The organism is Bradyrhizobium sp. AZCC 1721, from assembly GCF_036924715.1.
Taxonomy (GTDB): domain Bacteria; phylum Pseudomonadota; class Alphaproteobacteria; order Rhizobiales; family Xanthobacteraceae; genus Bradyrhizobium.
On sequence record NZ_JAZHSB010000001.1, the window covers coordinates 5,230,329 to 5,243,900 of the forward strand.

Sequence of the window (13,572 nt, forward strand, 5' to 3'; positions counted from 1 at the left end):
AGGCGGGTAGAGGGCATTCCTTTGAGAGTCTTATTCATCACTACGGAAATGGATGATTTCGTCAGGGTAGGCGGGCTTGCCGCCGTGTCCGCCGCCCTGCCCCGGGCGCTTCGCCGACGAAGCGACGTCAGGGTCATGCTGCCCGGTTACCGGGACGTCGTCGAGCAGCTCTCCCACGTTGATATTGTTGGACAATGTGACGCGCTGGCGGAGATGCCGGCCTGCTCGGTCGGGCGGGCAGCGACCAAGGACGGCCTGCCGGTCTACGTCCTGCTCTGCCCGCAATTGTATGACCGGCCCGGCAACCCCTACGGCGATGAATCCGGCCGCGACTGGCCCGACAACGACATTCGCTTTGGGCGGTTTGCATCCGCTGCCGCCGAACTTGCCTTGGGCAAGGTGGACAAGAATTGGGCAGCGGATCTGGTGCACGCCAATGACTGGCAGGCTGCATTGACGCCGGCCTACCTGGCCTGGAAGGATGCAAAAGTTCCTTCGATCCTGACCATCCACAACCTCGCCTATCAGGGACTGTTTCCAGCGGACTCGCTGCGCCGCATCGGGGCGCCCGAAAGCTCCTTCCACATCGACGGGCTCGAATTCTACGACCACGTGTCGTTCCTCAAAGGCGGTCTCGTCTATGCCTCGCATCTGACCACCGTCAGCGCGACCTACGCAAAGGAGATCACGACGCGCGAGCTCGGCTGCGGGCTCGAAGGCCTGCTGAAGCGCCGCTCGGACGCCAACCAACTGACCGGCATCCTGAACGGCATCGACGAAAGCTGGGATCCGCGCGCTTGCGCACAATTGGCGCAGACCTTTGGCGCCGGCGATTGGGAGGGCAAGCAGGCCAACGCGAACTATGTCCGCAAGCAGTTTGGCCTGGCGGTGTCACGCGGGCCGATTTTTGCGCTTGTCGCCCGCCTCGTCCACCAGAAGGGCGTCGACCTCGTATTGTCAGCCGCCGACAAAATCATCGATGCCGGCGGCCAGATCGTCGTGACCGGCAGCGGCGAACCCCACATCGAGAAGGCGCTGGTCGAGGCACATCTGCGCCGGCCGGACGCGATCGGTGTCGTCATCGGCTTCAACGATGGACAGGCGCGGCGGATGTTTGCCGGCAGCGATTTCACGCTGATGCCGTCACGGTTCGAGCCGTGCGGGCTGAGCCAGATGTATGCGCAGCGGTTCGGATCGCTGCCGATCGGTCATCAGACCGGCGGGCTGGCGGAGACCATCAAGGACGGCGAAACCGGATTCCTGTTTGCGAAGCCGTCGCCGGAGTCGTTTCTCGGCGGCGTGCGGCGGGCGTTCGAAGCCTTCCGCGCCAAGGACCGGCTCGACACGATGCGACGCAACGCAATGGCACGATCGTTTAGCTGGGACCTTTCGGCCGCCTGCTACAACGCGCTCTACCACAAGACGGTCGCGCCTTCGATCGCCGCGTAACTCGATCTACTCCGCCGCTTCCGGCATCGCCTCCGTCTGCTCATGGAGGATGACGCCGGATAGCGGATCGAACTCGCCGAGCCAGGGCTGCTTCTCGAGCACCGCTTTGGTATGGCGGTAACCGGCGTCCCAGCGCTGCATGATGCCGGATGGGCTGAAATCGATGTCCTTGGTGTGGTCCTCCCGGCTGAGCTGCGGAGCGAGCAGCCGCACCACATGCATCCGGGTCGGGCAGCCATAGCCCGCGAGTTCCCTCACCGCCTCGCTGTTGCGCTCGGCCTCAGGCAGGCGCGCGGCGAGCTGGTTGATGACGTGGCGCAGGCGATGCGCCTGCTGCTGGCGGGCGATGTGGCTGGCGATCCGGCTTGAATACTGCACGTCCTTGTGCCGGTTCAGCACCTCCGCCATCGTGGTCGGCTCGGCGCCGGACGGATTCCAAAGATGCACGGCGAAGATCAGCGAATTCTTGCGCGGATTATCGTCGAAGACAGCCTCCGTCGGCGTATTCGATAAGATGCCACCATCCCAGTAAAGCTCGCCGTCGATGCGGATCGCCGGGAATGCCGGCGGCAGCGCGCCCGACGCCATGATGTGCCTGATGCCAAGCTCGCAGTCCCGGCTGTCGAAATAGCGCATCTGGCTGGTGCGGACATGGGCGGCGCCGACCGTCAGGCGTGGCGAGCATTGATTGACCAGCTTGAAATCGACCAGGTCGCTCAAGGTTCGCTCCAGCGGCGCGGTCGAGTAGTAGCCGGCATTGTCGGCGCCGAGCGGATAGGAATCGCCGGCATGGGCCAACGGGTTTGGCCGAAAGAAGCCGGGAATGCCGTTGGTCACGGTCGACCAGTAGGAGAGCTTTTCGTTGAAACCTGGAAAGATGTCGCGAAAGGTCCAGACCGGACTCTGTTCCATCTTCTTCCAGAACTCGCGAAGGCGCGACAATCGGTTCTGCGGCGCGTTGCCGGCGATCAGGCCGGCATTGATCGCGCCGATTGAGGTGCCGATGATCCAGTCCGGTTCGATTCCGGCCTCATGCAGCGCTTGATAGACGCCGGCCTGATAAGAGCCAAGTGCGCCGCCGCCCTGCAGCACCAGGACGATCTGACCCGACTCGGACCTGGCCAGCGATCGCAAGTTCGGCGAAGAACCGAAATCCTGAACGTCCTTCATGTCACGCTCCCTCGGATTGTTTGTCGCGCTAGTGCGCGGTCCAGCCGCCGTCGACCGGCAGCGCGATGCCGGTGATCGACGCCGCCGCGTCGCTGGCAAGAAACACCGTCAGCGCGCCGAGCTCTTCGACAGTGGCAAAACGCTTGTTCGGTTGCTGCGCCAGCAACACGTCGTGGATGACCTGCTCGCGGGAAATACCGTGCGCCCTGGCCTGGCCGTCGATCTGCGCCTCGACCAGCGGCGTGTAGACGTAACCCGGGCAGATCGCGTTGCAGGTGATGCCCTCTTCCGCGGTCTCCAGCGCCGCCACCTTGGTCAGGCCGACGATGCCGTGCTTGGCGGCAACATAGGCCGCCTTGAAAGGCGAAGCGACCAGGCCGTGCGCCGAGGCGATGTTGATGATGCGGCCGAACCTGTTCTGGCGCATCGCGGGCAATGCGAGCCGCATGGTGTGAAATGCCGATGACAGATTGATAGACAGGATCGCATCCCACTTCTCAACCGGAAACTGATCGAGCGGCGCGACGTGTTGAATGCCGGCATTGTTGACCAGAATATCGAGCCGGCCGTGACTGGCGATCGTGCCCGCGATCATCTCGGCGATTGCTTCCCGGCTCGTCATATCGGCCGCGGAATAGCTGACTTCGACGCCGAAATCAGCGGTAAGCTGATCGCGGGTCTTGGCAATCTCAGCCGCGGGGCCGAAACCGTTCAGCACCACGGCCGAGCCGGCTTCCGCCAACGCCCGGGCGATCCCGAGCCCGATACCGCTGGTCGAGCCCGTGACCAGCGAGACCTTGCCTGTCAGTGACCGCAAGGCCGAAGCACCCTGTGTCTTGAGCTGAATATTCATGGGCCGCCCTTTCGTGTGGCTGGTCAACGTCGTAACGAAACCATTTCCGCCGCAGTCTGCACGCTTGGCACGGCTTCAAGGAAATGCCCTTTGGCTTCCAAAACCATACGCCCGCGCTATGGCGGTTTGGGTAGTCATCGGGGGGCGCCATCGGGTAGCTTTCCTGCACGACAGACCGAGGCACGATCATGGAGATGCATCAGGTTCGCTACTTCCTTGCGGTCGCGCGCGTGCTCAACTTCACGCGCGCCGCCGACGAATGCAACGTCACGCAGCCGTCGCTGACGCGGGCGATCAAGCAGCTCGAAGCCGAACTCGGCGGCGATCTGTTTCGCCGCGAGCGTCCGGCAGCGCAATTGACCGAGCTCGGCCAGCGCATGCATCCGCTGCTCAAGCAATGCTATGAGGCGGCGACCGGCGCGCGCGAACTTGCCTCATCCTTCAAGAGCGGTGAAGTCGGCGCGCTCCGGATCGCGCTGACCCATTCGGTCGATCTGTCGCTGTTGATTCCGCATCTCGACCAGATCAAGCGGATGTTCAATCGTCTGGAGTTTCGTTTCTTGCGCGGCAACGCCCGCGAAGTCGCTGAATATCTCAAGAAGGGCGAAGCCGAACTCGGCATTGCCGCCGAAATCAGCGAAGAGTGGGACCGGCTCGATACCTGGCCGCTGTTTACCGAAAACTTTCAGCTCGTCATCAACCGGAAGCATCCGCTGGCAGAGCGCGATAAACTCGACTTCGGCGATCTTCGCGCCGAACAATTGCTATCGCGGAACTACTGCGAGCATGCGGCGCGGGTGAACTCTTCGCTTCGCGAACACGGCCTCGACGTCGATCGCAGCCACGAGATCGCATCCGAGCGCGATCTGATCGAGCTGTTGGAGGCCGATATCGGCGTCGCCGTGGTGCCCGATACAGCGTCGATCCCGCCGACGCTGAAGCGCGCCAGCATCGAAGGGCTGGATGCGCGGCGAACGGTAAATCTTTACGGCGTGGCCGGACGTGAACGGACTGCGGTGGCATCCGCCGTGATGCGGATGCTGCGCAGCACCAACTGGCAGCAAATCATCGACAGGAATGGAACTCCTTGAGGGCTCCGGCTGGATCGGTTCCCCTCGCTTTCCGTCGCATTTCCGCTGGGTACGGATCCCCTTAAAATCCAGGACGGCCGCCCCATATTAGGGATCTGGCTGGGAGTTGGAGGGACCGATGAAATCTCATCCGCGCCCGAACCGCAAAGATTGGGAGCAGATCGCCGAGGATTTACAGGAGACAGCGGATAAGCTGCCGCCCGGCGATGATAAGGAAGCCGCCAAACGCAAGGCGTTGCAAATGAGGAAGGCAGTCGAGATCAGAAATTGGCTGACTTCCCCAGGCATGCAACCACCCCGCTGATGCAGTGCTCCGCCCGGTGGAACCGCGGCGCATGCCTGCAGCTAGGGTGAATGTCTGCTCGACAAAGAGCGACCCCGCCATTTGAAATCGTAAAATGACGGGGCCGTCGGAGCATTTCATCTTCTATGAAGAAGATTACTTGCTCCTTAGGAACATAACCTTCGACGCGCGATCACGTTCCGGGTTTCTTCGAGATTTTTCTTTCCCGGAGATTTCTCTTCCCCGAAGTTTCTCCACCGGTTCCACTACCTGCGCTTTGCATCCGGTCGGCCGGCCACCGGCCTTGTGCGGCAGCGATCCTGTTCGCGCGAGCTGCACGCCCTCAGGCAACTCTCGGAACCGCTTCCCCTTCCCGGAATTTCTGTAGCTGAGGCGAGGTCGCCATGACTGGACTGCTCGCCGGCGTCGTCGAGCTCGCGGATACCGGCCTGGGCCAGCCACGCTGGGGGACCTGCGCCAGGCGCGGCACCACGAAGCTGCGCTGAATTCGGTCTCGATCAAGGGAGATCAGCCATGCCGCAGATCCACGCCGATAAACAACCCGTTACCCAGATCACGATCGTCGAGTCGGAGCCCGAGAAGCAGGCGGAGGCGTTGTCGGTCATGACCGAGCGCGCCCGCTTCATGGCGCGCCAGCCGGGCTTCATATCGATCAGCCTGCATCGCAGTCTGGATGGGCGCCGCATCGTCAACTACGTGCAATGGCAGAACAGCGATCTGCTGCGATCGGCCCATCAATCGCCGGAGTTTCGCAGGCAGTGGGGCCACCTCGACGAAATCACCAGCGAGATCGATCCACATCTGTATGAAGTTTCTGTAGTCATGGACGGAAAAGCGTAAGCCTCGCAAACAACCCGTGGGAGCAGCCCGATGTCGGACTCCCGACCATTGATCACGCCCTCCGGAACGGGAATCTTGGACCCGGGGACCGGCGCTCCCATGCGTGACGAGTACTTTTTTGCTGGATTGAACAATGAACTCAGCGACAAGGGCTTCTTCGTTACCGCGGCCGATGACTTGATCACGTGGGCCCGCGGCGGTTCGTTGATGTGGATGACATTCGGCCTCGCTTGCTGCGCAATCGAAATGATGCAGATGGCGATGCCCCGCTACGACGCCGAACGGTTCGGATTTGCACCGCGTGCCAGTCCACGGCAGGCCGATGTAATGATCGTCTCCGGTACAGTGTGCAACAAGATGGCCCCCGCGCTGCGCAAGGTCTACGATCAGATGCCGGAGCCGCGATATGTGATTTCGATGGGTTCGTGCGCCAACGGCGGCGGCTATTATCACTATTCGTACTCGGTCGTGCGCGGCTGCGACCGCATCATTCCTGTCGACATCTATGTTCCGGGCTGCCCGCCGACCGCCGAAGCGCTGCTGTACGGCGTGATGCTATTGCAGAAGAAGATTCGGCGTTCGGGCACCATTGAACGTTGACATCGATCGCCCGGAAAACGGGAACCTTGCCAGAATCCTCGTGTTGACAATATGTCGGAACCAACAGTGAGGAGTTCACGATGGCAACGGCAAAGCAAAAGGCCGCAGCGAAGAAGAACATTCGCAAGGCGCGCACAGCATGGCGCGGCATGTCGGCGCAAGCCCATGCGAGGGCTCAGCCCGAGGGGCGCCGCCGCGCCAAGCCCGGAGCCCGCAGCAGCGGTGGTTTCTTCCATATCGAAGTGCGGCCGCGGCGCGAATTCAAGACGTTCCGGACCCAGGATATCGGAAAGAAAGGCGGGATCGAACGAGTCGCCGGTAAGCGCGTCAGCGGTTCCTGGGATACTCAGAAATGGCTGATCAGCAAGGAGCATGCCCATCGCGTCGGCGCCCGTCTGGTGCCGGATACCGCGGATGCGCGAAAGATTCTGAAAACGCTCGGCGCACCGCCCCGCCATCTTTCCGGCGACCGCTTCAAGGCGACGGATCGGCCCAACGTACCCGAACGCTCCAAGCCGACGCCGGCCATGCGGCGCGCGCGGACCCGCAATATACGCAAGGCTCAGGCGACGAAGCGCAAAAAAAGCTCCTCCCGCTAGGCGCAATGCGAAGACGGCCAGGATGGGCTCGGGCTATCGCTCCTCGCCTGCACTCCTCAACGCGGCGATCAGGTCGTCGATCTCCATGCGCTTGCGGAAATCGGGATCGACGAAGCGGGCTTTTACCAATCCATCGCGGCCAACCACGAAGGTAGCCGGGATCGGCAGCACCCAGCCGTCATTGCCCTGAAAACTCGCCATATCCTGATACGAAAGCAGCCGCTGGATTTCGGTGCCGAGCCAGATCGCGAGGTTGAGCGACAGCGCGTAGCCGTTGTCGAGATCGGTCAGCACCGGGAACGGCGCTGCGGCTTCGGATTTGAATTTCTCGGCATAGGTCTGCGTCTCCGGCATGATCGCAACTGTCTGCGCGCCCAATGCCCTGATCCGGTCCTGGGCCTGGATCACCGCCCTCACGTTCAGCCGGCAGTAAGGACACCAATGGCCGCGGTAGAACATCACGGCGACGGGCCCCTGATCGAGGAGCGAATTCAGGCTGACCAGCCGGCCGGTCTCGTCCGGCAACAGGAACGGCGGCATCACCTCGCCCGGCCTCGGTGCGTTTTCGCCGCCGCCGTTCGCATTGAGCCGCGCCACCAGCCGGTCGACCGCTTCGCCATAGGCCGGAAAGATCTCCCGCCCAGCCTCGGCGTAGGCCTCGAGCTGCTCGCGCAAGGTACCCTCCATGTCGCGGCATTGCTGGAACGCCTCCTTGAGGCGTTCGGCGTTCGCTGGCGATAGCGTCGTCATGGCTTGCTCCGGCATATCCGTATTATTTTCCGACTCGGGCCGCCCCGCAAGGGCGGCCCGAACGCTGCAGCGCTCCCGCTTCAGGGCAAGTAGAAATTGCCGGTCGGGTCGAGCATGCCCGAGGTCGAATAGAGCTGGCCCTTGTCCATGAAGAACACGGTGTTGTTCGGCACCTTCTTGGCGTTCTTCATCATTGCGTCGTGATTCTTGGGCGTCGCCGCCATGGCCATCGCCGACATCTTCCCCGGACCGGCATACATGTAGGCCATGCCCGGATTGAATTCCCAGGGAACCTGCGAGAAGGCGGTCGTTGCGACGGCAGCAAAGGCCGCGGCGGCAATCAGGGTCTTGGAAAGGGTGGTCATGGGAAATTCCTCAAGATTGACATCGCGCCCGCCAATCGGACGCTGGCCCATCAGAGGATGGACTTCCCTTGATTTGAAATGCCGTTGCACAATCGGTTCGATAGCCATGGCCTATTGAGGGGCACCGATAGTCCGCCGCTATCGACTTGAGAGCGGATGCGCATTTCATATCGGCCCGCCGAACGTTCATCCTGTCCTCGAAGGCATGCGGAGGGTGCGCCACCGACAGGAGGTTTTCCATGACACGCCATCTGACGAACCGCTTTGCAAATTTCCTTGCCACACTGGTGCTGGCGGTGCTCGTGCTTTCCGTCGTCTCGGCAGCACGGGCGGACAGCGACGATGGTATCGTTCGCGTCAAGAGCACGGTGCCGATGCCGGAGGCGATCAGCCGCATCAAGGCGGATATCGCAGCCAAGGGCATCCAATTCTTCAGCGAGATCGACCAGTCGAAACTCGCGGCCGACGCCGGCATCAAGCTGCGTCCCTCGACGCTATTGGTGTTCGGTAATCCGCCGCTCGGGACGCAGTTCATCACCTCGAATCCGAACGCCGGGCTTGACTGGCCGGTCCGGCTATTGCTGACGCAGGACGACAATGGCGACGTCTGGGCAGTCTGGACCGATTTCGGATGGATCGCCAGGCGTCACAATATCAGGGACCGTGTGGCGCAGTTCGAGATGGCGACCAAGGTAGTGGGCTCGATCATTTCGACCATCACAACCAAGTAACCGTGTCGCCCCGCTTGCCGTAAGCTCATCAGGCTGCGCCGCCGGCGCGGCCTCATCGCATCCGGCGTTGCCAACAGAGGAGTTCGTCCGATGACACCGGAGAAATTTGACGTTGTCATTCTCGGCGGCGGCAATGCCGGCATCGGTGTCACCGGACCGGTCCGGCGCGCGGGAATGTCGGTCGCGATGATCGAGGCCGATCTTCTCGGCGGCACCTGCCCGAACCGCGGCTGCACGCCGAAGAAGGTGCTGGTCGCCGCCGGTCACGCGCTGCACGAAATCGAACGCGCACCCATCCATCACATAGCTGTCGGCAAGCCGAAACTCGACTGGGCCGCGCTGATCGACCGCGAGAAGGACATGATCAAGGACATCCCTGCCAATCTCGCCCGCGCAATGGCCAAGCGCAATGTCGAGGTCATCAAGGGCCACGGCGCGTTCACAGGCTCCAATACAATCCGCGTCGGAAGCCGGACACTCGAGGCCAGGCATATCGTGATTGCGACGGGATCGAAGCCGCGGCCGCTGCCTATTCCGGGAGCCGAACTCATGATCACCTCGGACGAAATGCTGAGCGAGCGCGAACTGCCGGTTTCCGTGATCTTCATCGGTGGCGGCGTCATCTCGCTCGAGTTTGGCCACATCTATGCGCGCGCCGGTGCTGCGGTCACTATTCTCGAAGCGCTGCCGCAGCTATTGCCTGCCATGGACGCCGACGCCGTCGCGCGCTTGCAGGCCGAGAGCGAGCGCATCGGCATTCGCATCAGAACTGCAGTGAGCGTCAAGCAAATTGAAAGGGCGAAGGACCGCCTGCGCGTCGTCTTCAGCCATAACGGCGCCGAGCACACAGCCGAGGCCGACCGTGTCGTCAACGGCGCCGGACGCGTCGCCAATGTCGATACGCTGGATCTTGCCGCGGGCCAGGTCGAGCAAGCCAATGGCCGCGTCGCGATCGACCGCCATTTGCGATCGACCTCCAATCCCAACGTATTTGTCTGCGGTGACGCGGTTCCGACCTCGCCGCAACTGTCGCCGATCGCGACCTATGAGGGCGACATCGTCGGCCGAAACATCGTCGAAGGCGCCAAATACAGCCCGGACTACGCGAGCATGGCGACATCGGTCTACACGGTGCCGCCACTCGCCTCGGTTGGCCTGACGGAAGCCGCCGCCAGGCAGAACGGTCTTGCGATCGACGTCCACGTCAACGACATGCTCTACTGGTTCTCCGCGAAAACCTATGCCGAAACGGTGGCGTGGTCGAAAGTAATCGTCGATCAGGCCACGGACCGCATCCTTGGTGCTCATTTCGTCGGGCACTCGGGGCAGGAACTGGTGAACATCTTCGGATTGGCAATGCGGTTCGGCATTACCGCGAGCCAGATCCGGGAAAACGTCTACGCCTATCCGACCTTCTCCTCCGACATCAGACACATGCTCGGCCACGGCTAGAGCCCTTTTCGTTTGAGTCAGAACCAGGCTCTTGCTTTGACGCATCTTCGTGACGCGAACCGGTGTCCACCCCGGATCAAGTCCGGGGCAGGCTTTCGCTTGAAAAGGCTCCAGCCGCATAGCAGGGAGCTATCGAGTCAAAAGCCAACCGGCATTTCCTCTCGTGCGCCATTTCCACGATGGTGGTGACGTAGCCGGCCGGACCATCCGGGGCCAAGGCAAAAACCAGAGGAGACCACGACATGTCCAAGTCCAACGTCACGTCGCGCATAGTCTGGCAGAGTCTCGCGCTCGCCGGAATGATCGCAGGTTCGGTTGCGACCGCCTCGAGCGCCGTGGCCGGCGAATGCCCGGCCGGGAAGATGCAGGCAAATGTCCGCCCGATGGTCGACCACAAGCCGGTCGGCGTCACCGACGTCACGCTCGGCTCGATCAACCTCGAAAAGCAGCCGGCCAACATCAGGGATCGCGAGCTGCGCTTCCGCAAGCTGACCATCGAGCCCGGCGGTATCGTGCCCTGGCACAGCCATGACGACCGGCCTGCGCTGATCTACATCCAGCAGGGCGAGATCGTCGAATACGCCAGCAACTGCTCGGAGCCGATCGTGCACAAGGCCGGCGAGATCAGGCCGGAAGTCGCCGGCACCTCGCACTGGTGGAAGAATCTCGGCAAGGAGACCGTCATTCTCTATGTCGGCGACGTCCGCAAGGATCCGCACGACCACAATATGTAAGGAGCTGTAACGAGCGCTACCCGACGTCTCGTTGCCGGATGTGACGGCCTGGGGTCCCCGTGTCGCCCCACACGCCCAGGCGTCACATCCTTCTTTCTCGATAAGACATTGAGAAGCGCCATGACCGGCATGTCCGCGCCGATGAAATCCCAAGCGATGGAAATGCATGGTCACTCACCGGGCGTAGCCCTGCGATCCCTGATCATTGGCCTCACGGCGTTTCTGACCGTGGTGGATCTGTTCGCGACGCAGGCGATCCTTCCCTCGCTGACTCGGCACTACAATGTAACACCGGCCGCCATGGGTATTGCAGTCAATGCCAGCACCATCGGCATGGCCGTTGCCGGCCTCGTTGTCGGCTTCCTGAGCCCGCATATCGATCGCCGGCTCGGCATTCTCGTCAGCCTGGTCGTGCTCGCAGTCCCCACCACGTTGCTGGCGATCGCGCCTGATCTCACGACGTTTACGGCGCTTCGCATCGCCCAGGGCCTTTGCATGGCCTCGGCATTCGCGTTGACGTTGGCCCATCTCGGCGAGCAATGCAGTTCGATGGATGCGGGCGGCGCGTTCGCGGCCTATATCACCGGCAACGTCGCAAGCAATCTGATCGGCCGGCTGGTGTCGGCAGCGGTGGTCGACACGCTCGGGCTGGCCTCGAATTTCTATTTCTTCGCGCTGCTCAATCTCGCCGGTGCGGTGCTGGTTTATTTCACCATCCATCGGGTCAAGCCGATGCACGCGGTGCACGCAGCACGATCGCCGCTCGCGGCAACAATCGAGCATTGGTGTAACCCGGCGCTGCGTTCGGCTTTCGCTATCGGCTTCTGCATCCTGTTTGCCTTTATCGGCACCTTCACCTTTGTCAATTTTGTGCTGGTCCGTGCGCCGCTCTCGCTCGGACGGATGGACCTCGGCCTTGTGTATTTCGTCTTCGCGCCTTCCGTGGTCACGACGCTGTTTGCCGGCAGGGCTGTCGCCCGGTTTGGTACGCGGCAAGCGATCTGGGGAGCGCTGGCGGTGGCAGCCAGTGGATTGCCTTTGATGCTGTCTTCCCACCTGCCGCAAGTATTGGCCGGCATGGTACTGGTCGGCGTCGGCACGTTCTTTGCGCAGGCCTGCGCCACCGGCTTCGTCGGCCAGGCCGCCAGCGACCACCGCGGCATTGCCAGCGGAACCTATCTTGCCTGCTATTTCCTCGGTGGTCTCGTCGGCAGCGCCGTGCTGGGCCAGTTGTTCGACCGCTTCGGATGGAGTGCCTGCATCGCCGGCGTCGGCGCGTCGCTGGCCATCGCGGCGCTATTGACCGTGGGCCTCACGCTTAAACCTCGGTCCGCCGGGTCTCCGGCATGAACGCCCAGATCACCGTCAAGCCAAGGGCTGCGATCCCTGCCAGCCCGATGAACGCGACGCTGCTGCCGAAGATATCGCTGATATAGCCCGCCAATACCGTGCTCAGCGAAGCACCAATGCCGGTCGCGGTTCCGACGATCCCCTGCGCCAGGTTGAAGTGGCCGCTGCCGTAGGCGACATCGGCCACGATCAGCGGCACCATCACGCTGAGCACGGCCGCGGTAATGCCGTCGAACACTTGCACCAGGACCAGAACATAGGGATCGCGAACCACCGCAAACAGCAAACCACGGATCGCCAGCGCAGCGAACGCCAAGAGCAGCAGCGGTCGCCTCCCCCACGCTTGAGCCTTGCGCCCGACCGAGGGTGAGGTCAACGCGACGATCGCTTGAGGCACGATGATGCAGGCCGCAATCAGCACCGGCGCCCATTGAGCCGATCGCGTCGTGACCACGCCGGCCATCAGCGGCAGCATGGCGGCATTGGCGAGTTGAAACAGCAACACTCCGCCGGCGAAGATCAGCAGCGGGCGCTGCCGAAGGAGATGAAGCACACTGGTCGCCTCCTTGTCGGCGGCCTTGGCATCATCGCCGTCCTCGCTCAAGGCACCGTGCGCCTGCGCCACGTTGATTTCCTGGCCACGAATCCGGGCAAGCGCCAACAGGGTCGGGATTGTAAGAAAGAAGGTGACGAAGAAGACCGACTGGCTTGACAACAGATAGCCGGATGCGCCCATCAGTGCCGCCGCTGAACCATTACCCAGGGACGCGAAACGGGCATTGCGCCCGAGCCGCTCCCCGATCGCAAACGGCCCGACCAGGCCGAGGCTGATCGCGGCGATTGCCGGACCCAGCACGCAGCTCGCAAGCGCATGCAAGATGGCGGCCGCAGTCACGACCGGGAAGATCGGCCATAAGGCGTAGGCCAGCGCGGCGCAGCCGATGGTGGCGACAGCGAGCCCCGCCACCAGCCGCTCGGAACGGGCGGCATCGACAACGGCTCCGCCCGGCATCTGCCCGAGCAGGCCGATGATCCCGCCGATCGACAGCACGAAGCCAATCTCAACCTGCGTCCATTTCTGCGTGGTGAGGTAAACCGCGATAAACGGACCGAATCCGGTCTGCACGTCGGCGAGAAAGAAGATGAACCAGTCGAGGCCGCGCTGGCTCTCGCGCGACGGTTTGGGCCGCTTGGTGGGCGCGGGCGGCGCCGGCACAACATTACCCTCGCCGGCGGATCGCCGATGGCGATCGTCGTTCATCGGATCGAGCGACTGGGACGGAC

15 protein-coding genes are annotated in these 13,572 nt (G+C 62.6%); 10 read left to right on the forward strand and 5 right to left on the reverse strand.

Features of this window, described 5'->3' with window-relative positions; translation table 11 throughout:
• The first annotated feature begins 21 nt into the window (after positions 1–21).
• Positions 22–1,449, forward strand: coding sequence for a glycogen synthase GlgA (gene glgA, locus V1273_RS25280; RefSeq protein WP_334411254.1), 1,428 nt, complete (start codon positions 22–24; stop codon positions 1,447–1,449).
• Between the two features lie 6 nt (positions 1,450–1,455).
• Here glgA and V1273_RS25285 read toward each other — a convergent pair whose 3' ends face one another.
• Together V1273_RS25285 and V1273_RS25290 are read right to left on the reverse strand one after the other, a co-directional pair.
• Positions 1,456–2,619 carry a patatin-like phospholipase family protein gene (locus V1273_RS25285; RefSeq protein ID WP_334411255.1) on the reverse strand — a complete coding sequence of 388 codons (1,164 nt, stop codon included), beginning with the start codon at positions 2,617–2,619 and terminating at the stop codon, positions 1,456–1,458.
• Positions 2,620–2,647: 28 nt separating this feature from the next.
• Positions 2,648–3,472 carry a 3-hydroxybutyrate dehydrogenase gene (locus tag V1273_RS25290; RefSeq protein WP_334411256.1) on the reverse strand — a complete coding sequence of 275 codons (825 nt, stop codon included), beginning with the start codon at positions 3,470–3,472 and terminating at the stop codon, positions 2,648–2,650.
• Positions 3,473–3,660: 188 nt separating this feature from the next.
• On the opposite strand from V1273_RS25290, the gene V1273_RS25295 reads away from it, so the two are divergent.
• The 5 genes from V1273_RS25295 to V1273_RS25315 all read left to right on the forward strand — a co-directional run bounded on the left by V1273_RS25295 (position 3,661) and on the right by V1273_RS25315 (position 6,906).
• Positions 3,661–4,563 carry a LysR family transcriptional regulator gene (locus V1273_RS25295; protein WP_334411257.1) on the forward strand — a complete coding sequence of 301 codons (903 nt, stop codon included), beginning with the start codon at positions 3,661–3,663 and terminating at the stop codon, positions 4,561–4,563.
• A gap of 118 nt (positions 4,564–4,681) precedes the next feature.
• Entirely contained in the window at positions 4,682–4,867 is a 186-nt protein-coding gene (locus tag V1273_RS25300) for a hypothetical protein (RefSeq protein ID WP_028347356.1), read from the forward strand.
• A gap of 513 nt (positions 4,868–5,380) precedes the next feature.
• Entirely contained in the window at positions 5,381–5,707 is a 327-nt protein-coding gene (locus V1273_RS25305) for an antibiotic biosynthesis monooxygenase family protein (protein ID WP_334363969.1), read from the forward strand.
• A gap of 30 nt (positions 5,708–5,737) precedes the next feature.
• Positions 5,738–6,307 (forward strand): NuoB/complex I 20 kDa subunit family protein, encoded by a 570-nt coding sequence (locus V1273_RS25310; RefSeq protein ID WP_334363970.1) that lies wholly within the window; start codon positions 5,738–5,740, stop codon positions 6,305–6,307.
• 80 nt (positions 6,308–6,387) lie between these two features.
• On the forward strand, positions 6,388–6,906 hold the full coding sequence (locus V1273_RS25315; RefSeq protein WP_334381224.1) for a hypothetical protein: 519 nt from the start codon (positions 6,388–6,390) through the stop codon (positions 6,904–6,906).
• 33 nt (positions 6,907–6,939) lie between these two features.
• Here V1273_RS25315 and V1273_RS25320 read toward each other — a convergent pair whose 3' ends face one another.
• Complete coding sequence (locus V1273_RS25320) at positions 6,940–7,656, reverse strand: peroxiredoxin-like family protein (RefSeq protein ID WP_334381223.1); 717 nt, start codon at positions 7,654–7,656, stop codon at positions 6,940–6,942.
• Between the two features lie 80 nt (positions 7,657–7,736).
• The gene (locus tag V1273_RS25325; RefSeq protein WP_334381222.1) at positions 7,737–8,021 is read right to left on the reverse strand and encodes a hypothetical protein; all 285 of its coding nucleotides are present in this window, start codon (positions 8,019–8,021) and stop codon (positions 7,737–7,739) included.
• Between the two features lie 239 nt (positions 8,022–8,260).
• Here V1273_RS25325 and V1273_RS25330 point away from each other — a divergent pair, with 239 nt between their 5' ends.
• The 4 genes from V1273_RS25330 (at position 8,261) to V1273_RS25345 (ending at position 12,288) form a co-directional block, all read left to right on the forward strand.
• Entirely contained in the window at positions 8,261–8,752 is a 492-nt protein-coding gene (locus V1273_RS25330; protein ID WP_334411258.1) for a DUF302 domain-containing protein, read from the forward strand.
• Between the two features lie 90 nt (positions 8,753–8,842).
• Entirely contained in the window at positions 8,843–10,204 is a 1,362-nt protein-coding gene (locus V1273_RS25335; protein ID WP_334411259.1) for a dihydrolipoyl dehydrogenase family protein, read from the forward strand.
• Positions 10,205–10,446: 242 nt separating this feature from the next.
• Positions 10,447–10,938, forward strand: coding sequence for a cupin domain-containing protein (locus V1273_RS25340; RefSeq protein ID WP_334363975.1), 492 nt, complete (start codon positions 10,447–10,449; stop codon positions 10,936–10,938).
• A 120-nt stretch (positions 10,939–11,058) separates the two neighbouring features.
• Positions 11,059–12,288: an MFS transporter gene (locus V1273_RS25345; protein ID WP_334363976.1), complete on the forward strand. Its 1,230-nt coding sequence runs from the start codon at positions 11,059–11,061 to the stop codon at positions 12,286–12,288.
• On the opposite strand, the gene V1273_RS25350 is transcribed toward V1273_RS25345, so the two are convergent.
• Positions 12,257–13,549, reverse strand: a complete 1,293-nt coding sequence (locus V1273_RS25350) for an MFS transporter (RefSeq protein WP_334368971.1) — start codon at positions 13,547–13,549, stop codon at positions 12,257–12,259. The genes V1273_RS25345 and V1273_RS25350 overlap by 32 nt on opposite strands.
• Positions 13,550–13,572 lie beyond the last annotated feature (23 nt).

Excerpts from the sequence above, each read along its gene's own strand:
- V1273_RS25285 (WP_334411255.1), bottom strand. The coding sequence starts at position 2,619 with ATGAAGGACGTTCAGGATTTCGGTTCTTCGCCGAACTTGCGATCGCTG.
- V1273_RS25290 (WP_334411256.1), bottom strand. The coding sequence starts at position 3,472 with ATGAATATTCAGCTCAAGACACAGGGTGCTTCGGCCTTGCGGTCACTG.
- V1273_RS25295 (WP_334411257.1), top strand. The coding sequence starts at position 3,661 with ATGGAGATGCATCAGGTTCGCTACTTCCTTGCGGTCGCGCGCGTGCTC.
- V1273_RS25300 (WP_028347356.1), top strand. The coding sequence starts at position 4,682 with ATGAAATCTCATCCGCGCCCGAACCGCAAAGATTGGGAGCAGATCGCC.
- V1273_RS25305 (WP_334363969.1), top strand. The coding sequence starts at position 5,381 with ATGCCGCAGATCCACGCCGATAAACAACCCGTTACCCAGATCACGATC.
- V1273_RS25310 (WP_334363970.1), top strand. The coding sequence starts at position 5,738 with ATGTCGGACTCCCGACCATTGATCACGCCCTCCGGAACGGGAATCTTG.
- V1273_RS25315 (WP_334381224.1), top strand. The coding sequence starts at position 6,388 with ATGGCAACGGCAAAGCAAAAGGCCGCAGCGAAGAAGAACATTCGCAAG.
- V1273_RS25320 (WP_334381223.1), bottom strand. The coding sequence starts at position 7,656 with ATGACGACGCTATCGCCAGCGAACGCCGAACGCCTCAAGGAGGCGTTC.
- V1273_RS25325 (WP_334381222.1), bottom strand. The coding sequence starts at position 8,021 with ATGACCACCCTTTCCAAGACCCTGATTGCCGCCGCGGCCTTTGCTGCC.
- V1273_RS25330 (WP_334411258.1), top strand. The coding sequence starts at position 8,261 with ATGACACGCCATCTGACGAACCGCTTTGCAAATTTCCTTGCCACACTG.
- V1273_RS25335 (WP_334411259.1), top strand. The coding sequence starts at position 8,843 with ATGACACCGGAGAAATTTGACGTTGTCATTCTCGGCGGCGGCAATGCC.
- V1273_RS25340 (WP_334363975.1), top strand. The coding sequence starts at position 10,447 with ATGTCCAAGTCCAACGTCACGTCGCGCATAGTCTGGCAGAGTCTCGCG.
- V1273_RS25345 (WP_334363976.1), top strand. The coding sequence starts at position 11,059 with ATGACCGGCATGTCCGCGCCGATGAAATCCCAAGCGATGGAAATGCAT.
- V1273_RS25350 (WP_334368971.1), bottom strand. The coding sequence starts at position 13,549 with ATGAACGACGATCGCCATCGGCGATCCGCCGGCGAGGGTAATGTTGTG.